27 protein-coding genes, 1 tRNA gene and 1 pseudogene are annotated in these 26,404 nt (G+C 69.8%); 14 read left to right on the top strand and 15 right to left on the bottom strand.

The features are described from left to right. Positions 1 to 576, top strand: coding sequence for a DUF305 domain-containing protein (locus tag K8W59_RS11750; protein WP_223394038.1), 576 nt, complete (start codon positions 1 to 3; stop codon positions 574 to 576). Positions 577 to 634: 58 nt separating this feature from the next. Continuing rightward, positions 635 to 979: an NADH-quinone oxidoreductase subunit A gene (locus K8W59_RS11745; protein WP_223394036.1), complete on the top strand. Its 345-nt coding sequence runs from the start codon at positions 635 to 637 to the stop codon at positions 977 to 979. 125 nt (positions 980 to 1,104) lie between these two features. On the opposite strand, the gene K8W59_RS11740 is transcribed toward K8W59_RS11745, so the two are convergent. Then, positions 1,105 to 1,371, bottom strand: a complete 267-nt coding sequence (locus K8W59_RS11740) for a hypothetical protein (protein WP_206051707.1) — start codon at positions 1,369 to 1,371, stop codon at positions 1,105 to 1,107. 39 nt (positions 1,372 to 1,410) lie between these two features. Here K8W59_RS11740 and K8W59_RS11735 point away from each other — a divergent pair, with 39 nt between their 5' ends. Genes K8W59_RS11735 through K8W59_RS11705 form a run of 7 tightly spaced genes read left to right on the top strand, consistent with a single transcriptional unit; the run spans position 1,411 to position 9,016 of the window. After that, the gene (locus K8W59_RS11735; RefSeq protein WP_223394034.1) at positions 1,411 to 2,343 is read left to right on the top strand and encodes a hypothetical protein; all 933 of its coding nucleotides are present in this window, start codon (positions 1,411 to 1,413) and stop codon (positions 2,341 to 2,343) included. After that, positions 2,336 to 3,301: an NADH-quinone oxidoreductase subunit H gene (locus K8W59_RS11730; RefSeq protein ID WP_223394032.1), complete on the top strand. Its 966-nt coding sequence runs from the start codon at positions 2,336 to 2,338 to the stop codon at positions 3,299 to 3,301. The genes K8W59_RS11735 and K8W59_RS11730 overlap by 8 nt, the downstream gene beginning before the upstream one ends. A 2-nt stretch (positions 3,302 to 3,303) precedes the next feature. Then, positions 3,304 to 3,867 carry an NADH-quinone oxidoreductase subunit J gene (locus K8W59_RS11725; protein WP_223394030.1) on the top strand — a complete coding sequence of 188 codons (564 nt, stop codon included), beginning with the start codon at positions 3,304 to 3,306 and terminating at the stop codon, positions 3,865 to 3,867. Beyond that, a complete protein-coding gene (locus K8W59_RS11720) occupies positions 3,864 to 4,166 on the top strand; it encodes an NADH-quinone oxidoreductase subunit NuoK (RefSeq protein WP_193667652.1) in 303 nt (100 codons plus the stop codon). The genes K8W59_RS11725 and K8W59_RS11720 overlap by 4 nt, the downstream gene beginning before the upstream one ends. An 8-nt stretch (positions 4,167 to 4,174) precedes the next feature. After that, positions 4,175 to 6,100 carry a proton-conducting transporter transmembrane domain-containing protein gene (locus K8W59_RS11715; protein WP_223394028.1) on the top strand — a complete coding sequence of 642 codons (1,926 nt, stop codon included), beginning with the start codon at positions 4,175 to 4,177 and terminating at the stop codon, positions 6,098 to 6,100. 2 nt (positions 6,101 to 6,102) lie between these two features. Continuing rightward, positions 6,103 to 7,593: a complex I subunit 4 family protein gene (locus K8W59_RS11710; protein ID WP_223394026.1), complete on the top strand. Its 1,491-nt coding sequence runs from the start codon at positions 6,103 to 6,105 to the stop codon at positions 7,591 to 7,593. A gap of 4 nt (positions 7,594 to 7,597) precedes the next feature. Further along, the gene (locus tag K8W59_RS11705) at positions 7,598 to 9,016 is read left to right on the top strand and encodes an NADH-quinone oxidoreductase subunit N (RefSeq protein ID WP_223394024.1); all 1,419 of its coding nucleotides are present in this window, start codon (positions 7,598 to 7,600) and stop codon (positions 9,014 to 9,016) included. Positions 9,017 to 9,059: 43 nt separating this feature from the next. Here the strand turns inward: K8W59_RS11705 and K8W59_RS11700 are convergent, their stop codons facing one another. The 3 genes and pseudogenes from K8W59_RS11700 to K8W59_RS11690 form a co-directional block, all read right to left on the bottom strand. Continuing rightward, positions 9,060 to 10,295 carry a cation:proton antiporter domain-containing protein gene (locus K8W59_RS11700; RefSeq protein WP_223394022.1) on the bottom strand — a complete coding sequence of 412 codons (1,236 nt, stop codon included), beginning with the start codon at positions 10,293 to 10,295 and terminating at the stop codon, positions 9,060 to 9,062. Between the two features lie 28 nt (positions 10,296 to 10,323). Then, complete coding sequence (locus K8W59_RS11695; RefSeq protein WP_223394021.1) at positions 10,324 to 11,202, bottom strand: potassium channel family protein; 879 nt, start codon at positions 11,200 to 11,202, stop codon at positions 10,324 to 10,326. A gap of 41 nt (positions 11,203 to 11,243) precedes the next feature. Continuing rightward, positions 11,244 to 11,727: pseudogene (locus tag K8W59_RS11690) on the bottom strand (transposase). A gap of 473 nt (positions 11,728 to 12,200) precedes the next feature. On the opposite strand from K8W59_RS11690, the gene K8W59_RS11685 reads away from it, so the two are divergent. Next, positions 12,201 to 12,265, top strand: a tRNA-OTHER gene (locus tag K8W59_RS11685). A 147-nt stretch (positions 12,266 to 12,412) separates the two neighbouring features. Beyond that, the gene (locus tag K8W59_RS11680) at positions 12,413 to 13,180 is read left to right on the top strand and encodes a DNA polymerase beta superfamily protein (RefSeq protein ID WP_223394019.1); all 768 of its coding nucleotides are present in this window, start codon (positions 12,413 to 12,415) and stop codon (positions 13,178 to 13,180) included. Here K8W59_RS11680 and K8W59_RS11675 read toward each other — a convergent pair. The 5 genes from K8W59_RS11675 to K8W59_RS11655 all read right to left on the bottom strand — a co-directional run bounded on the left by K8W59_RS11675 (position 13,125) and on the right by K8W59_RS11655 (position 17,550). Next, positions 13,125 to 13,949, bottom strand: coding sequence for an ABC transporter permease (locus tag K8W59_RS11675; RefSeq protein ID WP_223394017.1), 825 nt, complete (start codon positions 13,947 to 13,949; stop codon positions 13,125 to 13,127). The genes K8W59_RS11680 and K8W59_RS11675 overlap by 56 nt on opposite strands. Further along, the gene (locus K8W59_RS11670) at positions 13,946 to 15,103 is read right to left on the bottom strand and encodes an ABC transporter substrate-binding protein (RefSeq protein ID WP_223399791.1); all 1,158 of its coding nucleotides are present in this window, start codon (positions 15,101 to 15,103) and stop codon (positions 13,946 to 13,948) included. The genes K8W59_RS11675 and K8W59_RS11670 overlap by 4 nt, the downstream gene beginning before the upstream one ends. A 5-nt stretch (positions 15,104 to 15,108) precedes the next feature. Further along, positions 15,109 to 15,864, bottom strand: a complete 756-nt coding sequence (locus K8W59_RS11665; protein ID WP_223394015.1) for an ABC transporter ATP-binding protein — start codon at positions 15,862 to 15,864, stop codon at positions 15,109 to 15,111. 64 nt (positions 15,865 to 15,928) lie between these two features. Beyond that, positions 15,929 to 17,017, bottom strand: a complete 1,089-nt coding sequence (locus K8W59_RS11660; protein ID WP_223394013.1) for an acyl-CoA dehydrogenase family protein — start codon at positions 17,015 to 17,017, stop codon at positions 15,929 to 15,931. Further along, complete coding sequence (locus K8W59_RS11655; protein ID WP_223394010.1) at positions 17,014 to 17,550, bottom strand: OsmC family protein; 537 nt, start codon at positions 17,548 to 17,550, stop codon at positions 17,014 to 17,016. Before K8W59_RS11655 ends, K8W59_RS11660 begins: the two co-directional genes overlap by 4 nt. A 93-nt stretch (positions 17,551 to 17,643) precedes the next feature. Here K8W59_RS11655 and K8W59_RS11650 point away from each other — a divergent pair, with 93 nt between their 5' ends. Continuing rightward, a complete protein-coding gene (locus K8W59_RS11650; RefSeq protein WP_223394009.1) occupies positions 17,644 to 18,204 on the top strand; it encodes a TetR/AcrR family transcriptional regulator in 561 nt (186 codons plus the stop codon). A gap of 34 nt (positions 18,205 to 18,238) precedes the next feature. Here K8W59_RS11650 and K8W59_RS11645 read toward each other — a convergent pair whose 3' ends face one another. After that, on the bottom strand, positions 18,239 to 19,321 hold the full coding sequence (locus K8W59_RS11645) for an ABC transporter ATP-binding protein (protein WP_223394007.1): 1,083 nt from the start codon (positions 19,319 to 19,321) through the stop codon (positions 18,239 to 18,241). A 67-nt stretch (positions 19,322 to 19,388) separates the two neighbouring features. Here K8W59_RS11645 and K8W59_RS11640 point away from each other — a divergent pair, with 67 nt between their 5' ends. Both K8W59_RS11640 and K8W59_RS11635 read left to right on the top strand, forming a co-directional pair. Next, positions 19,389 to 21,155: a glycoside hydrolase family 35 protein gene (locus K8W59_RS11640; RefSeq protein ID WP_223394005.1), complete on the top strand. Its 1,767-nt coding sequence runs from the start codon at positions 19,389 to 19,391 to the stop codon at positions 21,153 to 21,155. Then, positions 21,152 to 22,300: a Gfo/Idh/MocA family protein gene (locus K8W59_RS11635; RefSeq protein WP_223394003.1), complete on the top strand. Its 1,149-nt coding sequence runs from the start codon at positions 21,152 to 21,154 to the stop codon at positions 22,298 to 22,300. Before K8W59_RS11640 ends, K8W59_RS11635 begins: the two co-directional genes overlap by 4 nt. Here the strand turns inward: K8W59_RS11635 and K8W59_RS11630 are convergent. The 5 genes from K8W59_RS11630 to K8W59_RS11615 all read right to left on the bottom strand — a co-directional run bounded on the left by K8W59_RS11630 (position 22,290) and on the right by K8W59_RS11615 (position 26,369). Beyond that, entirely contained in the window at positions 22,290 to 23,156 is an 867-nt protein-coding gene (locus tag K8W59_RS11630) for a carbohydrate ABC transporter permease (RefSeq protein WP_223394002.1), read from the bottom strand. The two genes, K8W59_RS11635 and K8W59_RS11630, sit on opposite strands and share 11 nt — an antisense overlap. After that, positions 23,153 to 24,091 (bottom strand): carbohydrate ABC transporter permease, encoded by a 939-nt coding sequence (locus tag K8W59_RS11625; RefSeq protein ID WP_223394000.1) that lies wholly within the window; start codon positions 24,089 to 24,091, stop codon positions 23,153 to 23,155. Before K8W59_RS11625 ends, K8W59_RS11630 begins: the two co-directional genes overlap by 4 nt. Positions 24,092 to 24,107: 16 nt before the next feature. Then, complete coding sequence (locus tag K8W59_RS20395) at positions 24,108 to 24,800, bottom strand: extracellular solute-binding protein (RefSeq protein ID WP_397196009.1); 693 nt, start codon at positions 24,798 to 24,800, stop codon at positions 24,108 to 24,110. Beyond that, positions 24,689 to 25,438 (bottom strand): ABC transporter substrate-binding protein, encoded by a 750-nt coding sequence (locus tag K8W59_RS20205; RefSeq protein WP_263283240.1) that lies wholly within the window; start codon positions 25,436 to 25,438, stop codon positions 24,689 to 24,691. Before K8W59_RS20205 ends, K8W59_RS20395 begins: the two co-directional genes overlap by 112 nt. 145 nt (positions 25,439 to 25,583) lie before the next feature. Further along, positions 25,584 to 26,369, bottom strand: coding sequence for a DeoR/GlpR family DNA-binding transcription regulator (locus K8W59_RS11615; protein ID WP_223393998.1), 786 nt, complete (start codon positions 26,367 to 26,369; stop codon positions 25,584 to 25,586). Between the last annotated feature and the right edge of the window lie 35 nt (positions 26,370 to 26,404).

Genomic DNA, 26,404 nt, shown 5'->3' with positions numbered 1-26,404 from the left:
ATGACCACGAAGTCCGAGAAGAACCAGTCCTCCGAGCACGAGCAGCACATGAGGCACGAGCGCAAGATGTACCTCATCTTCGCGGCCATGATCACCACGTCGACGGTGACGATGTTCCTGTTCACCTACACCAACGCGTTCACCTGGTCGCACATGACGTTCAGCGAGGAGAGGGTCTACATGGCGATCCTCATGGGGTCGGCGATGGCGATCATCATGCTCGGCTTCATGTGGGGAATGATGTACAAGAACGTCAAGGTCAACGTCGCCATCATCGTGGCCGCGCTTGTCGTGGGGGGCTCCGCGTTGTGGCTGTCCCGGTCGCAGACCTTCGTGCAGGACGAGTCCTACATGAAGGGCATGATCCCGCACCACTCGATCGCGATCCTCACCAGCGAGCGGTCCGAGATCGAAGACGTGCGTGTGCGCAAGCTGGCCGACGAGATCATCAAGGCTCAGCGCATCGAGATCGCCGAGATGAAGTGGCTGATCGAGGACATCGAGAAGAACGGTGCCGCCACCATCGAGGAAGAGGCCAAGCAGCGCCCCGTCCCGGACTTCGAGGCAAGCCCCTGAGCACGGATCCCCGTCCATAGCCAGCCAGTGGCGACGATCTGAACGCGAGAGGAGAGTCATGTACGCAGGGGTTGTCGTGATGGCGAGCGCGGTCGGGGTACTCGTGCTCGGGCTGTACGCGCTGCACAGGCTCACCGCCGTAGCGCCGGACTCGCTAATCGTGCTTCCGTTCGAGTCGGGCTGGGCCCCCGAGCAGCACGCACTGTCGCGGTACCACGTGCGCTGGTACCTCGCGACGCTGCTCTTCCTCGCCTTCGACGTCGAGATGCTGTTCATGTATCCCTGGGCGGTCGTCGTCGCACAGGTCGGCGTGACCGCGGTCGTCGAGATGTTCCTCTTCTTGGCTGCTTTGTTCGTCGCCGTGCTCTGGGCATGGCGGGAGGGGGCACTGCGTTGGGTCTGAGTGACGCGATCGCACGGAGCGCTTCCCGGCACGCTCACGCTCTGGTCGTCGAGGTGCCGGGCTGGTGGCGCACGCGAATGGCGGCGGAGCGCAACGTGGCCGCCCGTGGATGGCGCCTCGCCATCTCACCCGCGGACGCCGACGTGCTCGTCGTGTGCGGCGAACCCGGGCCGGGGCTCGCGGAGGCGATCGAGGGCATCTGGCACCAGATGCCGGGACCTCGGGTGCGCGTTCACGTGCACGCGGGCGACGAGGTGGGTGCTCGACTGGACGAAGCACACACCGGCCTGCTCGACACCGACCGCCACCGCCGTGACGCGCAGCAGCGACCCACCGCCTCCGAACTCCTCGCCGAGCAGACCGGATCTCGAGCCGAGAGTCATGGTGGCCATGGAGACACGGACCACGGTTCAGCCGGCGGCCACGAAGGCATGGACCACGAGGGCCACGAGGGCCACGAGGGCATGGACCACGGCAGCCATGAGGGCATGGACCACGGCGCCCACGAGGGCATGGACCACGGCAGCCATGAGGGCATGGACCACGGCGCCCACGAGGGCATGGACCACGGCGCCCACGAGGGCATGGACCACGGCGCCCACGAGGGCATGGACCACGGCGCCCACGAAGGCATGGACCACCGCGCCCACGAAGGCATGGACCACGGCGACATGGAGATGTCACCGGGAGGCATCCCTCTCGCGGAGGGCGGCGAGGACCGAGATGGGCTCGAGATGGACGTCTTGCAGGTGCGTCTCGGGCCTGTGCTGCGGTACTGGCCGGCCGGTCTGGTGTTGCGCTGCTCGCTTCAGGGCGATGTCATTGTCGAGGCACAGGCCGAGCTCGTCGACGGGCGTGCCCGCCAGGATGACGAAGTTGTCGGGCCGGCCCGCGGCATCGACAACATCGCCTCGCTGCTGGCGTTGGCGGGGTGGGACGACGCTGCGGCGGAGGCCCGAAGGATCCGCGACACCGCCCTGGAGCCCGGGGACGGAGCGGCGGGGTCGGAAGTCGAGCGTCTGCGCCGGAGGGTCCGTCGTTCGAGGACGTTGCGCTGGTCGCTTCGAGGCGTCAGGCGGCTGAGCGACGAGGACGCCCACGCCCGGGGGTTGCCGGCCGACGCGGTCGGTGACACCTACGACCGGCTGATCGGCATGCTGGACCGGGCGGTCGCCGGTGTTGCCGCGACCGCCGCCGGTGACACCGGCACTCGGCCAAACGACGCCGGCCGGACACTCTCGACCGACCACCTGGCACATCTGGTCACGGGTCTGGATCTCGCCACGGCACGGCTGGTCCTCGCCAGCCTCGACATCCACGAGCTGCTCGCCGGACAGGCGGAGCACGAGGTGTCCCATGGCTGACCCGACGCCGATGACGGACTCGCCGATCACCACCGTGGCGCCCGGCTGGGCGATTGCCGCGTTGGGGATTCTGGGCGCGCTGGCCGTAACCGCTGCCATGCTGGACGGTGCCCTCGCCGCGCGTGCGGGGGGCAAGCCGGGCGGGACGATGGGCGGGCCGGTCCGGCCGTTCGGTGAAGCGGCCCGGCTGATGCGGCAGCGACGTCGTACCACCGTCGAAGCCGACCGCCTGCTGTGGCGCCTCGGGGGTGCCGGGCTGCTGGTAGTGGCGGCGCTGATGGTGACGGTCGTGCCGTTGGGGGAGTGGACAATCTTCGACCTCGACGTGGGCGTCATGTGGTTCAACGCCATGGACGTGATGGTCTGGGCGCTGGTGTGGCTGACCGGGTGGGGTGCGAACTCGGCACACTCGCTGGTCGGCGGCTACCGGTTCCTGGCGCACGGACTGGGCTACGAGCTTCCGTTGATGTTCGCCCTGGTCGCTCCGGCGATCGCCGCGGAGACCCTGAACGTGCGCGCGGTCGCGGCGGCCCAGGAGGGCCTCTGGTTCGCTGTCTGGATGCCGGTGGCGTTCCTCGTCTACCTGCTCGGGGTGGCGGCCTTCTCTGTGTGGGGGCCTTTCGCCCCGGCGATCGGGACGGACGTCTCCGGCGGCGCACGGGCGGAACTGTCGGGCGTGGACCGGCTGGTGTTCGAGGCGGGGCGATACGCGCTGCTGGCCGCCGGCGCGGCGTTCGCGGTCCCGATGTTCCTCGGCGGCGGCGCCGGTCCGCTGCTGCCGGGATGGGCCTGGGTGCTGGTGAAGACCGTTGCCCTGCTCGCGGTCCTGGTCTGGCTGCGGCGGCGGCTGCCGGCCTTCCGGCCGGACAAGTTCATGGAGGTGGGCTGGATGCTGCTGCTCCCGGCCGTGCTGCTGCAGGACCTGGTCGTCGCCGTCATCGCCGTCTGGAGGTCGTGAACGTGCTCAGTGACATCGCCTTCTGGGGGATCGGGCTCGTCGCGGTGCTCGGCGGCGCCGCGGTCTTCTACGTCGACTCGATGGCTCGAGCGACGTACGCCCTCGCCCTGTCCTTCGTAGCGGTCGGGCTGCAGGTGCTCTTCCTGCAGCAGAACTACGTCGGCGTGGTGACGATCCTGATGATGGTCATGGAGATGGCGATCATGGCCGTCTACATGGTCATGTTCATGGGGATGAACCCCGCGCTGATGCCGATGAGCATGGTGCACAGCAACAAGACCGCTATCGCCGTCGCCGTGACCACGTTCCTGGTGCTCGCGACGGGCATCCTGATGGTCGACTGGCCCGCTCGCCGGGGCAGTCCACCGTCGGACGTCACCATGGCGCTGGGGGAATCGTTGATGGGCCCGAAGATGCTGGTGATGGCCGTGATCAGCCCGGTCATGGTCGCCACCATCGTGGCCGGCGTCGTGCTCGCGGCGCACCGCACCCGCTACGACCGGTTCGGCGATGACCTGAAGCAGCGCCCCGCGGACGACCCCCAGCCCGGAGGTGTCGGCAGATGACCTTGGAGGCGACCCTGCTCATCGCCGCGGCGATCTTCAGCGTCGGGCTGTACGGCGCGATCTCCCAGCAGGTCGTGGTGATGGTGATGATGGGCCTGGAGCTCATGATCAACGCTGTCATCCTCGCCGCTGCCGGCGTCTGGTGGTTCCTCGCTCCCGACCCGACCGGGCAGGTCCTCCTCATGGTGATCATCGCCGCGATGACAGTGGAGATGGCGATGGGGTTCGCGGTCGCCACGCTGCTGCATCGTGAGCGTGGTGCCGACATGACCGACATGGCCACGGACCTGTCGGGGTGACCATGTCCATGTCCGAGACCGCACTCTGGCTGCTCGTGCTCCTGCCCGCCGTGGTGGGCGGCGGGCTCGCCCTCTCCCGCCTCAAGCGGGCGGCGGCCGCCGTGTCGCTGGCCACGGCCTTCACCACAGCCGCACTGTCGGTGGTGGTCGCCCTCGAACGGCCAAGGGTGTCGGTCCCGTTCATGGCCGGCAGCGATTTCGCCCTCGGGGTGGATGCGCTGTCGGCGCTGGTCGCACCGACCGTGGCGGTCGTGAGCCTGCTCGTGCTGGTGTTCTCGGCCGGCGAGATCCGGGAGTCACAGGCCCGGTTCCACGGGCTCATGCTGCTCTTCGCCTCCGCCGCGCTCCTGACGGCGACTGCTGAGACGCTGCCCGCGCTGCTGTTCGCCTGGGAGGTGATGGGCGCGACGTCCTTCGCGCTGATCGGGTTCTGGTGGCGCGACGACCACCGGGTGTCCGCCGGCACCACGGCGTTCGTGACCACGCGCACGGCGGACGTTGGGCTGTACGTCGCGGCCGGAGCAGCGCTCGCCGGTGGAGCCGGCCTGTCACTGGGCGACCTGCCCGCAGCCAGCGAGGGGTGGCGCCACGTCGTCGCGGCGGGTGTCCTGGTCGCAGCCCTCGGCAAGGCGGCCCAGCTGCCGTTCTCGTTCTGGCTGTCGCGCGCGATGGAGGGTCCGAGCCCGGTCAGTGCACTGTTGCACTCCGCGGCCATGGTCGCCATGGGTGGCTACCTGCTGCTGCGCACCGAGCCGCTGCTGGCCTCGACGGGCTGGGCCGCGCCGGCTGCTGCCTGGGTGGGCGCACTCACCGCGCTGCTGCTCGGCGCCGTCGCCGTGGCGCAGCAGGACCTCAAACAACTGCTTGCCGCCTCCACGTCCGCCCAGCTCGGGTTCGTGGTGATGGGCGCCGGGCTGGCCTCGGTGAGCGGGGGAGCGGCACACCTCGTGGCACACGCCTCGACCAAGGCGCTGCTCTTCCTCGCCGCCGGGGCCTGGCTCACCGCGCTCGGCACCAAGCAGCTCGCCGGCCTGCGTGGCGTGGCTCGGAGGTGGCGGCTGGTCGGCTGGGCTGCCACTGCAGGTGCGCTGTCCCTCGCGGGCGTCGCCCCGCTGGCGCTGTGGGCGACCAAGGACGTGGTCCTCGCCGCGGCGCTGGAGGAGTCGCCGTGGCTCTACGCCGTCGGCCTCGCCGCGGCCGCGCTGTCGGCGGCGTACGCCGGCAAGATCTTGGTGATCCTGTGGCGACAGCTGTCCGAACAAAACCACGCCGAGGTCGAGGCGCATCTCGACGAGGAGGAGCCGGGCACCCGCCACGTCGGCATGCTGGAGCAGATGCCGCTGGTCGCCCTCGCGCTCGGCGCAGTGGTCCTCGGAGTGCTCGCGCTGCCGCCGTTCGGCGACACGGTCGCCCGCGCTCTCGGCGAGGAGCCGCTCCACCCGACATGGGCGGAGATGGCCGCGTCGGTCGTGATCGCACTGGGGGTGCTGGCGCTCGTGTGGTGGCGTCCGGTGCCGGAACCGGGATGGGCCCTGGCCTGGCTGGGTCTCGGGCGCGCGACACAGGCCCTCGTCGTACGCCCGACCCTCGCGTTGGCAGAGGCGCTGGCGCGCTTCGACGACCGCGTCCTGGACCGGGGCGTGGCCGGGTCCGCCGCGGCCGCGCTCGGTCTGGCGCGTCGGGCAGCGACCTTCGAGGACCGGGTGCTGGACGGTGCGGTCGAGACAACGTCCCGGGCGTCGCTGTGGACCGCGGCTCGCGCGGCACGGGACGACGACCGGTGGTTCGATGGGGCGGTCGAAGGGCTCGCTGCGCAGCTGCGCCGCCTCGGCCGCCTCGCACGTCGTCCGCAGACCGGCCAGCTGCACCAGTACTACATCCAGGCCGTCGCGGTGCTCGCGATCGGCGTCCTGCTCCTTGTCACGGTGAGGTGAACGTGCTCAGTCTGATCGTCTTCCTGCCCCTGGCTGCCGCTCTGGCCCTGCTCGCGCTTCCGCGGCTCGGCGACACGGCCGCACGGTGGGCATGGGTCGCGGTCGCAGCCGCCGACCTCGCCCTCGTGGTCGCGGCGTGGCTGCGCTACGAGACGCCCACGGCCGGACGACTCGCCTTTGAGGAGCAGGCCGAGTGGATCCCCGGCGTGAACAGCAGCTACCACCTCGGCGTCGACGGGTTGTCCCTGCCGCTGATCGCGATGACCGCGGTGATCTTCCTCGCCTGCGCGATCTTTGCGCTGCGCGAGACCGACCGGCCGCGTCTCCAGGCTGCGCTGTTCCTCTTCCTGCAGAGCGTCAGCATGGGCCTGTTCGTCGCCGCCGACCTGATCCTCTTCTTCGTCTTCTTCGACCTCTCGATCGTCGGCATGTACTTCGTGATCGCCGGCTGGGGGCATGGCAACGCCGCCCGGTCGGCGATGAAGTTCTTCCTCTACACGTTTCTGGGCTCCCTGGCTCTGCTCGTCGGTTTCATCGGCCTCTACATCGCCGCCGACCCGCACACCTTCGACATGGTCGAGCTGGCCGAGCAGACCCCGTTCGCCGGGTCGTCGCTGGCCGGTGGGCTGGTGCTGGCCGCGATCCTGATCGGACTGGCGGTGAAGACCCCGACCGTGCCGTTCCACACCTGGCTGCCGCCGGCCCACACGGACGCGCCGGCGATCGGCTCGGCGGTCCTGGCGGGCGTGCTGCTGAAGATGGGCACCTACGGGTTCGTGCGGATCGCGATGCCGATGCTGCCCGAGGCGTGGCGGGACTGGGCGTGGGTGATCATCGTCGTCGGCATCGTGTCTGTCGTGTACGGCGCCCTGGTGGCCCTGGCCCAGACGAACTTCAAGCGGATGGTCGCCTACACGTCGGTGAACCACATGGGCTACATCGTCCTCGCCGTCGGCGCCGCAGGGCTCGTCGCCGACGACACCGCGCAGGCCCGGTCCGTCGCGGTCACCGGTGGCGTCACGCAGATGGTCAGCCACGGCCTGATCACCGGTGCGCTGTTCCTCCTCGCCGGGGTTCTCCAGGACCGGGCAGCGACCTATGACATGGACTCCTACGGCGGCCTGGCCGGACCCGCGCCGCGGTTCGCCGCGTTCTTCGCCGTAGGCGCATTCGCCTCTCTGGGCCTTCCCGGGCTGTCCGGCTTCATCGCGGAGTTCCAGATCTTCACCGGCAGCATCGCCGCCGCCCCAGTCACGGCCATCGCGCTCGTGGGCATCCTCCTCACCGCGGCGCTGTTCCTCCGCGCGCTGCAGCGGATCTTCACCGGCGAGACCCGCGGCCGCTCGGTCGGATTCACCGACCTGCGCGCCGCCGAGGTCTGGTCGGTCGGCCCGCTGCTGGTGCTCTCCCTGCTCATCGGAGTGTTCCCCCGACCACTGCTCGCCGTGATCGAGCCCGCGGCCGAGGTCGCCGTCGAGCTCGTCGGAAGGTAGGCCCGTGGGCTCCGAGATGGCCATGCGGCCACTCCTGCTGCTGCCGGAGATCGTGGTGTTCCTCGGCGGGCTCACGGTCCTGGTCAGCGGGTCCTTCCTCCCGCGGACCCGCCAGTGGGTCACCCGCGTCATCGCCGCGGTCGCGCTGGTCGCCGCCGCCATCCTGGCCGCGGTCGACCTCCCCGGCCCGGCCCAGCCGGCGATGGAGGGCACCTTCACCGTCGACACCGCCACCGGAGTGGCGCGGATCGTCGCCGCCGTCGGCACGCTGATCGTCCTCGCGCTGGCCTCCGACGAGATCGCCGGCTCGCCACGGGAGAGCGAGACCTACGCACTCTTCCTGTTCTCGACCACCGGCACGCTCGTCCTCGCCGGCGCCGACGACCTGCTCGTCGTAGTGGTCGGGTTCCTGCTCGCGAGCATCCCGCTCTACGGCCTGATCGGCATCGCGCGCACGCCCCGCGGAGCCGAGGCGGCCATGAAGACCTACCTGCTGGGTGCCCTGTTCGGCATCCTCCTGCTGCTCGGGGTCACGCTGCTGTACGGAGTCTCCGCGACCACGTCGTACGCCGACCTCACCGACCGACTTGCTGAGGCGCCGCAGGGCGTGGTCGCGGCGAGCGTCGTGGCGGTGCTGGGTGGCTTGATGTTCAAGGCCGGCGGCGTCCCGGGGCACTTCTGGGTCCCCGATGCCGCCGAGGGTGCGGGCGGGGCGGTCGCGGCCTTCCTCACCACCGTGCCCAAGATCGGCGCGATGGTCGCCGCCTACCGACTCATCGCCATGCTCCCCGACACCCTCGCCTGGCCGCTGCTGGTCGCCGTCCTCGCGGTCGCCAGCATGACGCTCGGCAACTTCGCCGCCTACTGGCAGAGCGACCCCCGGCGCCTGCTCGGCTGGTCCACGGTCAGCCAGGTCGGCTACCTGCTCGTGCCGGTCGCGGTCGCCGGGCGCAGCGACCTGGCCCTGCCCGCCCTGCTGCTCTACCTTGCCGGCTACACCGTCACCAACCTCGCGGCATTCGCAGTGACGACCGCCTTCCCCGACCGGCGCGACCTCGACTCCTACCGCGGCATGGGCCGAGCCCGGCCGTGGCTTGGCGCATCCCTCGTGGTGGCGCTGCTCGGCCTCGTCGGCACCCCGCCGACCGTCGTCTTCGCCGGCAAGCTCACCACCACCGCCGCCGCCTGGGACGGCGGGCTTGCCTGGCTGGCCGTGCTGGTGTTCGTCAACACCGTGGTCAGTCTCTTCTACTACCTTCGGTGGATCGCACCCGTCTACGGCCGAGGGGAACCCCCCGCGCGGACCCTGCCAGGAGCGTTCGTTCCTCGTGCTTGGTCGGCGACGACGGCGGTGGTGACCTCGGCTCTCAGCCTCGTGCTCGGCATAGGCGCAGGCGTCCTCTGGAGTGTCTTCTCGATCTGACGGGTATCCCCAGGTGGGGAACGGCCGGCCACGTGGCGGCGGATCAACCCTCGAGCACTGGCTGTCCGGTCGGGGTCTCGCCCGTGAGGCGTCGGTAGAGCAGCCGGCCGGCCGAGGAGGTAACGCCATGGGCCACGGTGCTCACGACCACCACCATGATCCCGGCGCCCATGACAGTCTCAGGGAGACCGAGCTCTTCCGCCTCGAGAGTCAGGTAGAACACGGCCGAGACACCGACCGGCCCGAACCACCCCAGGTACAGCGCGTCGGGCCAGCCCAGGTTCAGCGGTCGTTTGAGCAGGAGCAGCACGGGAAGTCGACGAAGCAGGAGCACGGCGAGAGCGAGTGCGATCGCCGTCCACCCGAGCTCGCCCCAGACGGTCCAGGGGAGGGTGGCACCCAGCAGAACGAACATCGGCAGGACTGCGAACCGATTGGCCGCCTCGTCAATCTCGACCTCCGCCGTCCGCTCTGCGCCAGTGCTGGTCAAGTTGAAGGCGAGCCCCGCGACGAACGCTGCGAGCACGCCGTCGAGATGGAGCACCCCGGACAGTCCCAGAACGAGCAGGGCGAGCAAGACCGTGAAGAGCAGCATCGGGCCGTGGGCTGTCGCACCGTGCGCCTCCCCAGCCCGCAGTGCGCGACCCCCGAGCCAGCCAGCCAGCACACCGAGAGCGACAGCGCCCAGCACCTGCCAGAGAGCGTCCGCAGCTGCCCGTCCAGCGCTCATCGGTCCAGCAAACGCGACCGCGGCCAGCACGAACAGCAGGGCCAGACCGTCGTTGGCGCCTGACTCCAGCGAGAGGATCTGCCGGTCACGGGCCGGTAGGTCCTCCTCTGCGGGCTTGCCGGTGACCACGCTGGAGGCGAGGACCGGGTCGGTAGGGCAGATCGCTGTCCCGAGCAGCAGCGCAGCGCCCAGCGTGACCCCGAGGATCCCGGCGGTCAGACCTGTGGAGATCAACGCCATGGCCGGCATGGCCATTAACAGCAGGATCGAGACCGGCCGGAGCTGTGCACGGACCGAACCGAACGGATAGCGCAGCGCGACCCCCATCACCGAGATCACCAGCAGGATCCGTGTCGCGTCGTGAACGCTCGCATGCTCGGTGGTGATCGGTGGAAAAGGCAAAGCGCGGAGCACCTCGGGCCCGACGAGCACGCCGACCACCAGCGCAAGTAGCGGCTCGGATACGGGCAGACGCCTGATTCGTGCAGACAGCGCAGCCACCAGCACGCCGAGCGCGCCGGTCGCGATGAGCAGCACGTCGAGGGTCATGGCAGCGCCCTGCCCCGCGCCTTCGTCATTATGCGTGGGGCTCGAATCCGTGGTCGGCGCCGTAGGACGCGAGCACCTCCGGTGTCGCGGACCCGGTCTTGAGGTAGGCACGGTCCAGCAGCAGGGCGAGGCTCTCGACGGCCGCTGTGAGCATGTCGGCTGCGAGTTGCACCTCGCGCGAGGACGACGTCCTTCCGGCCTCCGCCAGCTCCAGTGCGTGGGGGAGGGTCGCAGCCAGCGACAGCTCTTCCTCTTCCTCGATGAAGTAGTAGGACTCGGCGTACTGCATGAGGTCCGTCTCGGCCTGGATCGTGCCGTCGGTCACGGCGTCCAGCATGCGGCTAGCGACGCATGGTTCCCCACCGGCCACCACGGCAGTCGCATGACTCGACTGCAGAAGGCTCAACCGCTTCGCAACAGACCTCCGCCTGCCCAGGGCGGGGTAGACCTGCAGGATCCAGGAGATGGCGGCGGTCAGGAGGACGAACCCGAGAAGCGCCTCGAACGGTGCCAGCAGGCGCAGGACGGGGTCGGCCGGGGTGACGTCACCGAAGCCGAGCGTGGCCACGGTGACCAACGACAGGTACAGGGCGGTCAGGGCATCGGAAGACTGCTCGGGTCTGAGTGCTGACCCGAAGTAGAAGCCGTCCGACATGTGGGGCAGGTAGACCAGAGTCCAGCCGATCACCACCAGACCGGTCCACAACGCCACGGTTCCGAGGATTCCGATCGGCCCGGCGAGGCGCCGGGTGTGGCTGGGCAACACGTGCTTGGTGGCCCACCACACGAGCTGGAACACCCACCGAGCGATCCGGCCGAATCCGCCCGGGTGCCACAGAGTGTGGAAGATGTCCCACAGCGCCACCAAGACAACGAGTAGGCCGGCCGCACTGATCATCCATCCCATCCGGGCGACTGTAGTCTCAACGCCGCTCCTCGGACCCGACGTCAACGCCCTCGGTGTTTGCCCACTGCCATCGGGTTGCTCACTTCGCCGACGCCTTCACGGATGCGATCCTCCAACGTGTCCGGGTCCACGCCGGCGTCGAGTGGTCGGGTGCGGAAGTCCTCGACGTGCGCGTCGAGCTCCTTGGCCATCACGCTGACTTGCGACTTCGACAGTCGGGTGATGCCGAGGGTCTCGACGAGCTTCTCCATCCGCCGCGTCGAGACACCCAACAGGTAGCAGGTCGCGACCACGGTGGTCAGGGCCCGCTCGGCTCGCTGGCGTCGCTCGAGGAGCCAGTCCGGGAAGTACGAGCCCTCGCGCAGCTTGGGGATAGCGACCTCTATCGTGCCGGTGCGGGTGTCGAAGTCGCGGGTCCGGTAGCCGTCGGGAGTTGGTCCGTTCCGGGCTGCGTTCGCCATACGGGGCGCCGCAGATCGCGTCGGCCTCGGCGGACAAGAACGCCTGCACGAACGTCGACAGCATCGATCGGAGCAGGTCGGGCTCGGCGCGCTGCAGGTGCTCGGCCATGAACGGGGCAGGTCAATAGAGTTGGGGTCGACGGTCATCGTGATGTCTCCTTCAGTCGTGCTTTCGCAGGCCTTCTGAAGGATCACGCGGTAGCCGTCGCTGTGTCAGGACGCCACGCTCAGGTCGGGCCCCTCGTACACCACGCCCGTGGACTCAACTACGGCCAGCGCGTAGCGCGCGCCGCTTGTGCCGGCCGGTGCTCGGAGATCCCGCATGCCGCCGATCTTAGTTAGCACGAACAGGCACGAATCGGGGCTCATCCTCCGGGCCGACTGCGATTCGAGTCACGCCGCGCTTATGTCCCGAAAACGCCAGCGCAAGTCGTCTGATCCGAGCAGAAGCCGTCAAGAGGATCTGGAGTCGGCACGCCGGGTTGTGCGCGTCTGCGCAGGTCAGAGCACACATCGGCAAGTGAGGTCAAAAGAGCCAGCGGCGGAACGTACACGCGCTGGAGGTCCAGAGGTCGCAGGTTCAAATCCTGCCCCCGCTACCAAGCAGAAGGCCCGACCATCAGGTCGGGCCTTCTCGCATTTCGCAGTTCTGCCCTGCGGTGGTGTGGCGCTATGGGCATGGACCCTGCCCGGGTGCCACGGCGGAAAGCCGTCGCCGGGGGCGATAGTGCGCGGATACGGTTCACTGCATGGTTCAGGCGAGGGTTGTCTCCGGCGATAGGTCGCTGCCGGCTGGGTTTGCGCACCCGCATGCCTCGGAGCAAGCGCGGGCGATCGCCGAGGCGGGCATGATCCTGCGGGTCCAGGTCGGCTCGGGGGTGCACGGCACCGCCGTCAGCGGTCAGGACGACCGCGATGAGATGGGGATCTGCCTCGAGCCGCCTGAGTTCGTCACCGGCCTCGCACGGGTTCCTCGCGGTATCGACGGCGAGGGTGAAGTCGAGTTCGAGCAGTACCAGCGCCACACCGTCTGGGACGAGGCCGGCGGACTGGCGAATCGGTCCGGGGCAGGTGACCTCGACGTGGTCATCTACTCGGCGCGCAAGTGGTGCCGCCTCGCGCTGGCTGGGAACCCGACGGTCCTGCTCGCGCTGTTCGTGCCGGATGAGGAAGTGGTGTTCAGGAACCAGGTCGGAGCCGAGTTGGTCGACAATGCGCACCGCTTCGTCTCCAAACTGGCAGCGGCCCGGTTCCTCGGCTACCTGCAGAGCCAGAGGTCCCCGATGCTCGGCGAATCCGGCGCGCACACCAATCGTCCAGAGCTGGTCGCTGTACATGGGTATGACACGAAGTTCGCGATGCACGCGCTGCGCCTCGGCCACGACCGGTGCACCTGCCCGTGGTTCGCCAAGCACCAGGGCAGCAGGGGCCCGTGCAAGCACGTGCTCGCGGCGAGGCTGGTCAGCGGTCCCGTCGCGACGGCGTCAACAGACGTTGCGCGAGCCAGTCGAGCGTGAAGCCGAGGATCCCGATCACCACGATGACGCCGACGACCTGGTCGTAGGCGAGTTGGTCGCGGGAGTTGAGGATCTGGTACCCCAGGCCCGAGGTCACCCCGAGCATCTCCGCCGGGACGAGCACGATCCATGCGACCCCGAGCGCCAGTCGCAGGCCGGTGAGGAAGGAACCGCTGGCCGCAGGTAGCACGATGTGGCGCAGCACCTCCGTGCGGCTCGCGCCGAGCGAGATCGCCATCGTCCTCCACTTCTGATCCACGGTGCGTACGCCATGGGCCGAGTTGATCACGATCGGCCACACCGCGGCCGCGGCGACCAGGAAGTGCACGGGCCGGCTGCCGATGCCGAAGAGGGCGACCGCGATGGGGGCCCAGGCCAACGGCGAGATCATCCGCAGGAACGAGACCACCGGACGTGCGGCCCGATCAGCGAGCGTCGAGGTGCCGAGCAACACGCCGAACGGTACGCCGACCACGACGGCGACGAGCAACCCCACGAGCAGACGCGAGGTGGAGACGAGGATGTCGTCGACCAGCACGCCCTGGCGCCACAACTCTCCGATCGCGGGCAGTGCGTACTGCGGGCCGAACTGGGCGATCAACGGGTTGTCGGAGACCTCGGTGGCAAGCCACCACAAGAAGGTCGCCACCACGACGCTCACCACTCCGGGGAGCGCCCGCGCCACCAGGCTTCCCCCTGAGCGGTAGCGTGCACGCACGCGCGCCGGAGGGCTGCTGTACGGGCTGGGCGCGAGGGTCCGCTGGGTCATGCGGGGACCACCTGTTCTGTTCGGGACGGTCCGGGCAGGTCGAACGCAGCGAAGCCGCCGTTGCGCTGCAACGACCTCGCGACGAAGGTGTCGTCCACGAGGTCGCTGTGTGGTGTCTCGCCGAGTCGGTCGAGGAAGCGACGGTCACCGTCGACCGTGGTCTCGCGCATCCGGGTCACGAGCTCCTCGGTGTAGGAGCGGTACGGCCACGGAGCGAAGTCGAGCCGTTGACCCTCGAATGCAGGGTTCGTGACCAGCGTCTTCGCGGCCGCCGCCTCGTCGTAGGTCAATGAGGCCTCGATCGCGGGCAGGGGCTGAGGGAGATACCCACGCCCGGAGAGCAGACCGGCGGCCTGGACCCGATGTTGCCGCGACCAGAGCTGCTGGACGACGATCCCGTCGACCATCGCCTGAACCGCCTCGGGGTCCCTGCGGATGACGTCGCCGCGGGTGACCAGCGCGCAGCAGGCATGGTCGCGCCAGACGTCGCCGAGGAAGCGGAGGATGCGCCCCACCCCCTGAGCCTCGGCGGCGGCGTTGAACGGGTCGGCAACGACGTACCCGCCGATCACGCCGTTCTTCAGCGCGGGGATCAGGTCGGCAGGGCTCATGACCACCAACTGCACCGTTCCGTCCTGTGCTGAGGGGGCCTCTCGTACGACCGGAGTCAGGCCGGCCTCCCGCAGGACGGCCTGGAGTACGACGTTGTGCACCGACCACCAGTGCGGGATCGCGAAGGCCCGTCCCGCCAGCTGCTCCACCGAGTCGATGCTCGGGGCCACCGTCATGGCCGACCCGTTGGTGTGGTTCCAACCCAGGACCTTCACATCGGCGCCGAGGTCGTATCGCAGCTGCAGCGCGGCCGGCATCAGCAGGTGGACCAGATCGACCTTGCCGCTGATCAGCGCCTCGCCCAGGGACGCCCAACTACGGAACAGCACCGGTGGGGGAGCGGCGAGCTCGGGTGCGTCGAACGACCCGCGTGCGTGCGCCATCAACAACGGGGTGGCGTCGGTGATCGGCAGATACCCGACCTGAAGTCGCGCCGCCGCACCCGACGCGGTGATGCCGGCGGCGAGGTCGGCCACGCCGGCAGCGCCGCCGAGGCCGACCGCGGTGAGGCCGGCAGCCCTGAGCACGCCCCGTCGGGTCATCCTGGTCACGAGGCGATCGCCTCGGGGCGAGGAGAGTGGCCGCCTCGGTAGAGGCTCAGCCACGTCGAGCGATCCGGGTGGTTGGCCACGTCGGCGCGTCGGGTCGCTCGCTCGTTGGGGGCGCTCCGCACGATCCGTCCGGCGCCCAGCATGGTGATCCGGTGGCCGAGGTAGAGCGCCTCGTCGACGTCGTGGGTGACCAGCACCGTGCTGAGGGCATCGGCCGAGGTGATCTCACGCAGCCAGTCCTGTACGTCCTGGCGGGTCGCCGGATCCAGGGCGCTGCCCGGCTCGTCCAGGAGCAGCAGCTCGGGGTCCAAGGCGATCGCTCGGGCCACCGCGACCCGTTGCTGCTCGCCGCCGCTCAGCTGCTGGGCGCGCCTGTGCGCCAGGTCGCCCAGGCCCAGCCTGTTCAGCAGCCCGTCCACCCCGCCCCGGTCGAACCGGGACCGATGACGACGGAACCGCCCCGCGAGGGCCACGTTGTCGGCAACATCGAGCCACGGCAGCAGCCGTGGCTCCTGGAAGACGAAGCCAGTGTGGACGCCCGACTGGCGACCGTGCCACTGCAGGGACCCGCGTTCGGGACTCAGCAGACCGGCCATGACGTGAAGCAGCGTCGACTTGCCGCTGCCGCTCGGTCCCAAGAGGACATGCACCTCGCCAGGATCGATCTGCAGATCGACGTGCTCGAGCACGGGTGCAGTGGCGTCCGCGTGGCGGATGGAGACATCGGTCAGGGTGAGTGCTGGAGTTCCCACGGCAGTCTTCTCTCGGTCGGTCGCGGTGGATGGGCAGGAGGTTCCTCTGGGCCGCGGGAGGCAGTCAGTCAACGGTCCGGGCTCGGGCCAGCTCCCACCGCAGTTGGGTCTCGGAGGGCGACTGGACCGGTAGGAACGCGGCCTCGCGGTATCTCCTGCTGACGTCGGTCTGACGCGCGTATCCGCGGCCGCCGGCGGTGCGGACCTCCTGGCCGGCAGCGACGACGGCCACGTCCGCGGCGTCGAGCCGTAGGCGCAGCAGGTCTTCGCCGTACGGCCTTACCGGCCCACCGACCGCGTCGGTGATCGCACTGAGCGTGGCGTTGGCGGCGTCCCAGCGCTCACCTGTCGCTGCGATGTCGGCCGCCAAGGAGGAGTTGACCCCCTCGAGCGACCCCCCTGCCTCGTCCAGGGAGCGCCTGGCCAGGCCCAGGCACATCGCTGTCTGCAGGACCAGGAAGGTCGGTCGCGCCGCGCGCAGGAACTCCTCGAAGTCCTCGGTCAGCACCTGATCGGACGCGATCGGGGCGCCGGTGAGAGTGACGTACGAGGAGTCCGTGCCGCCCATGGCCAGAAGGTCGAACTGTTCGCCGATCACGATGCCGGGGGTGTCCAGCGGCACGCCGACGATGAGGCGGCGGCCGTCCGGGGCGCGGGCGGCGGTCACCATGACCGAGTCCGGGTGGAGATTGCTGGCCCAGCGCAGCGTGCCGCTCAGCGACCAGCCGTCGTCGATGGGGGTCGCGGTCAGGTCGAGGGAGCCGCAGCCGGCCAGCTCCTTGAACGCCGAGGCCATCCCGGTCACGCCCAGGACGGTCCCCTGCGCCAGACGGGTGGCGGTCTCGTCTGCCCACGGCGTGCCGGACAGTCGTAGGTACTCCAGCGTCATCCGGTGCGCCCACAACGAGAACGACGTGGAGAGGCAGACTCCGGCCAGGTCGGCGATGACCGTCGCCATGTCCGGCAGCCGACCATCCCGGTTCGCGGGGGCGCCCAAGGCTGCGAGACCGGCCTCGGACAGTCGGGCCAGATGGGAGCGCACCGAGGCGTTGGCGCTGTCGGTGTGGTCGGCCGTGGCGGCGACCTCGGCCACCAGCCCGGCGACCATCTGGGCCTCGGGCGGCGGTGGGGTCGTCTGCGCGGTGGTAGTCATCGGTCCACCGCCAACGTCGAGGTCACCCCGACCGGACGCTGGAAGGTGTTGACCACCGGCGACCAGCGCAGCGCATTGTCGTGGATCTCCTGCAGCACCTCGTCGGGGGCGTCACCGGCGAGTGTCACGGTGATCCGGACGTCGGAGAAGCCGAGCACCTTGTCCTCGGGAGTGTCGCCGACACCCCAGACCGCCGAGATGTCGATGTCGCCCTCCATGGCGACCTCGATCCTGGTCAGCGTGACGCCCCGGTGGGTCGCGTTCGCGAGCAGGCCGACCGAGAGGCAGGAGCCGAGCGCGGCCAAGGCCGCCTCGGACGGGTTGGGGGCGGCGTCGTCGCCGAGGAGCGCGGGTGGCTCGCCGACGAGCATCGGGGCGAGGTCGCGGACGTAGGTCATGTTCCGGAAGCCGGACTCCGACACCGTGCGGGCCTTGAGGACCTTCCTGCCGGTGGCCGGATCCTCCTTCGCGTTGCAGGAGAGCCGGTCGAGGCCGGCTGCGTCGATCTGCAGCGGAGCGGGAGTAGTGGTCATGGGTCACCTTCCAGCAGTCGGGTTCGTCGAACGGGGTCGACCATAAACAAGAATAGATCGATCAGTCTAGTAGGTTTTGTTAGACTTCTCGATGTGTCTGACATCGCGATCCGTCCCGCCGAGCGACTGCTCGATGCCGCCGACACGCTCTTCGTCCAACAGGGCATCCGCGCCGTCGGCATCGACGCGGTGCTGCGCTCGGCCGGCGTGGCCCGCGCGAGCCTGTACCAGACCTACGGATCGAAGGACGGGCTGGTCGCGGCCTATCTACGACGCTGCGACGAGCGCGACCGCGCGGCCTACGAGGCGGCGCGCGCCGACGTTGGCGACCCGGCGGAGGAGATCCTGCTCGTCTTCGACCTGGCGGCAGCCAATGCTCCGAGACACAACTTCCGCGGGTGTCTGTATCTCAACGTCGCCACTGAGTTCCCCGACCACGAGCACCCGGTCTATGCGGTGATCGAAGCGCACCGCGCGTGGCTGGCCTCCGTGTGGCGCTCGGCACTGGAGCGGGTCGGAGTGTCCGATCCCGAGGGCACCCTTGCCGAGCTGACGGTGATCTACGACGGCGGACTCGCTGGGTCAAAGGTCGCCCGCAGCACCGGTCCGATCGAGAGCGCCCGGAAGCTGGCGCGCCGCTGCCTGCGCGACTGAGTCGGAGCGGTCGCACCGTCCGCCGGATCGACGCTCAGGCAGCGGTCAGGCGCGCGCCGGAGGAGGTGTCGAAGAGGTGGACGCTCTCCAGGTCGGTGGTGACGTGGATGGTCGAGCCCTTGGTCACGGCCTGCCGCTGGTCGACCCGGATCACCACGGGGCTGTCGGCGCCCTGGGCAGTGCCGTAGACGAACGCGTCCGAGCCCAGCTCCTCGACGACCGACACGGCCACCTCCAGGCCGCCGTCGCTCTCGCCGACCAGCCGCCAGGCCTCCGGTCGCACGCCGATCGTGACCCGGTCGCTGGTCGTCGCCGCCTCCGCCGAGCGCGGCAGGGGGAGGGTCAGGCCGGCGAACCGCACCGCCCCGTCGGCGGCCCCGGCCTCGAGCAGGTTCATCGCGGGGGAGCCGATGAAGCCGGCCACGAACAGGTTCGCCGGCCGGCGGTAGAGCTCCAGCGGAGAGTCGCACTGCTGGAGCACCCCGTCCTTGAGCACGGCCACCCGATCGCCCATCGTCATCGCCTCCACCTGGTCGTGGGTGACGTAGACGGTGGTGATGCCGAGCCGCTGCTGCAGCGAGGCGATCTGGGTGCGCGTGCTGACCCGGAGCTTGGCGTCCAGGTTGGACAGTGGCTCGTCCATGCAGAAGACCTGCGGCTGCCGGACGATGGCCCGGCCCATCGCGACCCGCTGGCGCTGACCGCCGGAGAGTGCCCGGGGCTTGCGGTCGAGATAGTCGGTCAGGTCGAGCAGCCGAGCGGCCTCGGCCACCCGGCTGTCGCGCTCCTCCTTGCTGACCTTGGCCATCCGCAGCGCGAAGGCCATGTTGTCGCCCACGCTCATGTGCGGATACAGCGCGTAGTTCTGGAACACCATCGCGATGTCGCGGGACTTCGGCGCCAGGTCGGTGACGTCCCGGTCGCCGATGTGGATGCTGCCGCTGGTCACGTCCTCCAGACCCGCGAGCATCCGCAGGCTGGTGGACTTGCCGCAGCCCGAGGGGCCGACCAGCACCAGGAACTCGCCGTCCCCGACCTCCAGGTCCAGATCGTCGACCGCGGCGCGGTCCGCGCCCGGGTAGACCCGCGTAGCGCCGCGGTAGCTGACTGCCGCCATGGTGTTCCTCCGTTCGTCGGGCGCCGCGAGACGATCAGCGCGCCCTGAGTGATCGAAACTGTATGATTTGCGCCATAAACAATCAAGATCTTGCAGCAACGAGTTCCCGTGTGATGGGCTGGACCCGATGATCATCTCCGGTGCCTTCCACTACTTCCGCGTCCACCCCGACCAGTGGCGAGACCGGCTGGAGCGGCTCGCGATCATGGGGCTGGACGCCATCGAGACCTACGTCCCCTGGAACCTGCACGAGCCGGAGCCCGGACGCTACGACTTCACCGGCATCGCCGACCTGGGGCGCTTCCTGGACACCGTCGCCGAGCTCGGGCTGGACGCGATCGTGCGCCCCGGCCCCTACATCTGCGCGGAGTGGGAGAACGGCGGCCTGCCGGCCTGGCTCACCGGGATCCCCGGCATCACGGTGCGCACCCAGGACCAGGAGTACGTCGACGCCGTGGACCGCTGGCTCGACGCGCTCGTCCCGCTGATCGCCGCCCGGCAGCGCACCCGCGGCGGTCCGGTGACGATGGTGCAGGTGGAGAACGAGTACGGCTCCTACGGCAGCGACCGCGAGCACCTGCGGCATCTGCGCGACGGACTGATGGCCCGCGGGATCGACGTACCGCTCTTCACCTCCGACGGGGCCGACGACCACTGGCTGACCGGCGGCACCGTCGTCGGGGCGCTGGCGACGGTCAACTTCGGCAGCCACCCCGAGGAGTCCTTCGCCACGCTGCGGCGGCACCGGCCGGACGACGACCCGTTCTGCATGGAGTTCTGGAACGGCTGGTTCGACCACTGGGGGGAGCCGCATCACACGCGGGACGCGGCCGATGCCGCCGACGTCCTGGACCGGATGCTGTCGGCGGGCGCCTCGCTCAACTTCTACATGGCCCACGGCGGCACCAACTTCGGCTGCTGGGCCGGAGCCAACCACGATGACGGCTACCAGCCGACAGTCACCTCCTACGACTACGACGCCCCGCTGGACGAGGCCGGCCGGGTCACGCCGAAGTTCTGGGCCTACCGCGAGGTGATCGCCCGCCACCGCGAGCTCCCGCAGGTCGAGCAGGTCCGGGACGCGGTGGCCGCGTCCCCGACACTTCCGACCGGCGAGGTCGAGCTCACCGAGTCGGTGCCGCTGCGCGACGTCTTCGACCGGATCGCCACCGTGCACGTCACCTCGCCCCATCCTCCCACCTTCGAGGAGCTCGGCCTCCAGCACGGCCTGGTCCGCTACCGCGCCACCATCCCGGGCCCCCGGCGGGCACTTCCGCTCACGCTCCCTGGCCTGGCCGACCGCGCGCACGTCTTCCTCGACGGCCGGCTGGCCGCGGTGGTCCACCGCGACGACGAGCCCACCCTGGACGTCGAGGTCCCGGCCGACGGACTGCGCCTGGAGGTGCTGGTCGAGTCGATGGGCCGGGTCAACTACGGCCCCCGGATCGGCGAGCGCAAGGGCCTGGTCGGCGGCGTGCGGCACGAGCGGCAGTTCGTGCACGGGTGGACCGTGGCCGGCCTCGCTCTCCCCGCATTGCCCGACCTCGCCTTCGACGGCCCTGCGGCCGACCCCGCGGCGGCTGCCGCCTGGCACCGCGGAACCCTGGAGGTCGAGGAGCCCGCCGACGCGTTCCTCGGCCTCGACGGCTTCACCAAGGGATATGTCTGGGTGAACGGCTTCTGCCTGGGCCGCTACTGGGATCGCGGGCCGCAGCGCACGCTCTTCCTGCCCGGAACCGTGCTTCGGTCGGGCGCGAACGAGGTCGTGGTGCTCGAGCTCGACGGCACCACCAGCTCGCGGGTGCAGGTGCGCGACGAGGCGGACCTCGGATGAGCGCGCCACTGCGCGTCGGTCTCGTCGGCCTCGGCCTGCGCAGCGGGATCGCCCGGCACCTGGCCGGCCAGGACCTGCCGGCACGGGTCACGGCGGTCTGTGACCCGCTGCCCGCCCGTCGGGCCGCTGCGGTCGAGGAGTACGGCGAGGTCCGTCAGGTCGCCGTACACACCGACCTGCTCGACGGCTCGGTGGACGCGGTCATCCTCACCTCCCCGGACGACCTGCACGAGCAGCAGGCGATCGACTTCCTGCAAGCCGGCGTGGCCGTCTTCGTGGACAAGCCGCTCGCGATCACCACCGAGGGCTGCGACCGGGTGCTCGCGACCGCGGCCGCGACCGGCACCCGGCTCTATGTCGGTCACAACATGCGGCACATGCCGGTCATCACCACCATGCGCGGCCTGATCCTCGAGGGCCACATCGGCGAGGTCCGAGCGGTCTGGTGCCGGCACTTCGTCGGGCACGGCGGCGACTACTACTTCAAGGACTGGCACGCCGACCGGCGGCGGACCACGGGCCTGCTGCTGCAGAAGGGCGCCCACGACCTGGACGTCATCCATTGGCTGGCCGGCGGCTACACCCGGCGCACCCATGCGATCGGCGCGCTCGCGGTGTACGGCGGGATCACCGACCGCGGCGGCCAGGGCGAGCGCACCCTGCTCGACTGGTTCGACCCGGAGGCCAACTGGCCGCCTGCATCCCTCACCGGGCTGAACGACGTGGTCGACGTGGAGGACGTCTCGATGATGCAGATGGTGCTCGACAACGGCGTCCTGGCCAGCTATCAGCAGTGCCACTTCACGCCCGACTACTGGCGCAACTACACGGTGATCGGCACCCAGGGGCGGCTGGAGAACTTCGGCGACCAGGAGGGAGCCGTGGTCAGGGTGTGGAACTCCCGCCGCAGCGGATACCGCGAGGACGCCGACCTGGTCGTGCCCGTCCCCGCCGCCGACGGCGGCCACGGCGGTGCCGACCCGCGGCTGATCGCCGAGTTCGTCCGCTATGCCCGCGAGGGTGGGGAGACCCTCACCTCGCCGGTGGCCGCCCGGGAGGCGGTGGCCGCGGGCTTCGCGGCCACCACGTCCCTGCGCAGCGGGGGAGTCGTGGTCGACGTGCCCGAGCCGCCGCTCACCCCTTGACCGCGCCGGCGGTCAGGCCGGACTGCCAGAACCGCTGCAGGGTGAGGAACAAGACGATCACCGGCAGCACAGCCACCAGCGACCCGATCAGCACCAGGTCGGTGAGGTCGACGGCCTTGTAGCCCTGCCAGGTCTGCAGGCCGAGCGTCACGGGCAGCAGCTCCTTGTCCCGCAGCATCACCAGGGGGAGCAGGAAGTTGTTCCACGTGCCGACGAAGAGGAACAGCGCGATCGTCACCATCCCCGGAGCCAGCATCCGCAGCACGATGGTGAAGAAGATCCGGAACTCGCCGGCGCCGTCGATCCGGGCGGCCTCGATCACCTCGTCGGGCACCGTCTCGGCGAAGATCAGGCCGAGGAACACCCCGAACGGGCTGGCGCAGGAGGGGATGATGACCGCCAGCGGGTTGTTGACCAGCCCCACGCTGTCGAAGAAGAAGTAGAGCGGGATGGTCAGCAGGGCCGACGGGAGCAGCAGGCCACCGAGGATGGTCACCATCACCAGCGACTTGCCCGCGAAGTCGAACTTCGCCAGGGCATAGCCGGCCGCCATGGAGACGAGCACCCCGATCACCGCCGCGGTGCCGGAGTAGAGCAGCGAGTTGCCGATCCAGCGCAGGTAGTTGCCGCCGTCGTACTCCATCACCCGTCGCAGGTTGTCCAGCGCCGCGATGTCGTCGGAGAACCACAGGCTCGGCGTGGTGTAGAGGTCGCCGCGGGACTTCGTCGAGGCGACGACCAGCCACCAGATCGGGAACAGGAAGTAGGCACAGGCGAGCAGCAGGCCGGCGTTGACCGTCACTCGGGAGAGCGTGGACGGCGCCACCGAGCGCGGGTGGGCGGGGGAGCGGCTCATCGGCTGAACCTCGCCTGGACCCGGGAGTAGCCGAACGCGAGCAGGCCGGCGATGACCGCGAGCACCACCGAGATGGCGCCCGCCGCACCGAAGTCGTTGTTCCCGCAGGCGGCGTTGTAGGCCATCATCATCGGCGTGTAGTCGGCGCTCACGTTGGCCACCTTGCGGAGCACGAACGGCTCGCTGAACAGCTGGATGGTGCCGATGATCGAGAGCAGCACGGTCAGCAGCAGGGCGTTGCGCACCAGGGGCACCTTGATGTGCCAGACGATCGACCAGGCGCTGGCGCCGTCGATCCGGGCGGCCTCGTAGAGGTCCGAGGGGACCGTCTTGAGGGCGGACAGGAAGATCAGCATGTTGTATCCGGTGAAGGTCCAGGTGGTGATGTTGGCCATCGAGAGCAGCAGCACGTTCTGCTCCAGGAAGAGCCCCCGGTCCAGGCCGACCGCCTCCAGGGCGGTCGAGAGCGGGCTCAGCGACGGCGAGTAGAGGTAGGCCCACACGATCGCCGCGATCACTCCCGGGATCGCGAACGGCAGGAAGTAGACGATCCGGGAGAGCGCGACGAATCGTGCGGAGAGCGAGTCGATCATCAGCGCGAGCACGAGCGCGCCGACGATCATCAGCGGGATCTGGAAGACGCCGAACAGCAGCACCCTGCCGATGCCCTGCCAGAAGACCTCCGAGCCGAGCACCTCGGCGTAGTTGTCGACGCCGGCGAAGACCCGGCGTGCCGGCTCCAGGCCGGTGGCCGAGCGCTGCACGGTGAAGAGGCTGTTCCACACCGAGGCGATGATCGGGCCGAGGAAGGACACGGTGAAGACCACCGCGAACGGCGCGAGGAACAGCCAGGCGGTGAGGGTGTGCGTCGTACGCCGCCGAGTGCGGGCCCCGAGGTCCGCACCCGGCGGGGCGGCGGTGGAGGTGGCAGCCACGGTTCGTCCCGTCCAGTCAGTCGACGACGGTGATGCCGGCGTCCTCCATCGACGCCACCGAGGTCTCCTGGGCCTCGGCGATCGCGTCGGAGAGGGGTGCACCCTGGGTGGCGGTCGTGGTCATGCCGTCGCCGAGCGCCGTCAGGGCGTCGAAGATCGCCGGGGCGTAGGAGAAGTCGACGGCAGCGGCCTCGTTGGCCTTGAGGAACTCGTCGAAGATCGGCTGGCCGCCGTAGAAGTCGGCCAGGCCCTTCGGCGTCTTCAGCGAGTCCTCGACCGTCGCCGGGAAGAGGCCGAGCGCCATCAGCTCCTCGGTCTGGGTGTTGAGCCAGTGGGCGAACTCCACGGCGCCCTCGGGGTTCTTGCAGCCCTTGAGTACGGCGACCACCGAGCCGCCGTTCTGGCCGACGAGCTGCTCGCCGCCCTCGAAGGACGGGATCTGGGCCACGGCCCACTTGCCGGCGGTCTTGGGCGTGAAGTCGGCCAGCAGCGGGGCGTACCAGGACGGCTGGATGAGCGAGACGATCTCGCCGGAGTTCAGCTGCTTGTTCAGCTCGGGGGTGAAGTCCGGGGTCTGCGCGGTCAGGTCGTCGTCGATCAGGCCCTGCCAGAAGTCGATGACCTCGGCGGTCTGCTCGGAGTCGATGTTGACCGACCAGCCCCGGTCGCCCTCGAGGCTCCACCACTCGGCACCGTTGGAGGCGGCCAGGACATCGGGAAGTAGGGGTCGGCTGGCAGGTTGCCCAGGCGGGCCTTCGGATTGTCGGCCTTCACCTTCTCCGAGGCCGCGCGATACTCCGCCCACGTCGTGGGCGGCTCGATGCCCAGGCGCTTGAAGACGTCGGCGCGATAGAACAGCGCGAGCGGAGCGGTGTCCTGGGGGATGCCGTACGTCGACCCGCCGACCGTGGCGCGCGACCAGGCGTAGGGGAGGTACTCGTCCTCGTACTTCTGGGCGTACTCGGTGACGTCCATCAGCTGACCGGTGGAGAGCAGGTCGGGCATCCGCTCCGATCCGACCTGGGCCAGGCAGGGCGCGCTGCCGCTCTGCACGGCGGTGGCGATCTTGGGGTAGGAGTCGACCGCGGCGCCCTGCATCGTGGTGGCGGTGACCTTCGCGCCGTCGGACTGCTTGTTGTAGTCGGCGACGAGCTCGTCGACGGTGGTCGCGCCCTTGACGTCGGGGAGCCGGTGCCAGTACTCGATCGGCGCCGAGGGGTCGGTGGACCCGGCTCCCTGGGAGTCTTCCGAGCCCGAGCCGCAGGCGGCGAGCGCGGTGCCGGCCAGCGCGACGGTGGTGATGGCGACCAGCCGCTGGCGGACGCGTCGGGTGGCGGTGTTCCTCATGACAGGGCCTCCGGGGTGCTCATTTGTGAGCGATTGAGCGGATAAGCGAGCAAGTCCAGTCATTCTGGGCGTGCTCCGGAACACGCGTCAAGGCCTTCCGCGGCATTTCTCCACGGAATCCAACGGTGTTCGTGCCAGGCGCAGGTCAGGCGCCGTCGGCGACGAGGACCTCGACCCCGCGCTCGGCGAAGGCCGCGCGGACCTCCGCGCCGGGGTCGGCGTCGGTGACCAGGATGTCGATCTCCTCCGGCGGGCAGATCTGGGCGAAGGCGGCGCGGCCGACCTTGGTCGCATCCGCGACCACGACCACGCGCTCGGCCCGCGAGGCGAGCTTGCGGTTGACGCTCGCCTCGCCCTCGTGGTGCGCGGTCGCGCCGTACTCGGGGTCGACGGCGTCCACCCCGATGAACGCGGTGTGCAGGTGGATCTGGTCCAGGACGGCGTCGCCGAGCGGACCGATCAGCTCATAGGACTGCGGCCGCGCGACCCCGCCGACGACCACGATCTTCACCTGGGGGCGCACGACCAGCTCCATGGCGACGTTGAGCGCGTTGGTCACCACGGTGATCGCCCCCTCCTCGGCGAACTCGGGCAGGCTGGCGACCGTGCGCGCGACCTCGGTGGTGGTCGTCCCGCCGTTGAAGGCGATCGTCGACCCGGCGCGCACCAGGCCGGCGGCGGCGAGGGCGATCCGGCGCTTCTCGTTCGCCTGTCGGGCGATCTTGTAGCCCAGCGGCAGGTCGTAGGAGCCGGACACGGCGGCCGCCCCGCCGTGGGTGCGGGTCAGCAGCTGCTGCCGGGCCAGGTGGTCGAAGTCCCGGCGCACCGTGGCCGCGGAGACCTGGAGGTGGGCGACCGCCTCCTCGACGTCCAGGCGTCCGTGATCCGCGAGCAGCGTGAGGATGGCGTTCAGGCGCTCGTGACGGGACATGCTGGGTCCTTCCTTGCGCACTATTGATCGAATTG

Source organism: Nocardioides rotundus, assembly GCF_019931675.1.
In the GTDB taxonomy this organism is placed as follows: domain Bacteria; phylum Actinomycetota; class Actinomycetes; order Propionibacteriales; family Nocardioidaceae; genus Nocardioides; species Nocardioides rotundus.
Note: the sequence above shows the minus strand (reverse complement) of the source record. Positions and strands in the feature narration are given on the sequence as shown.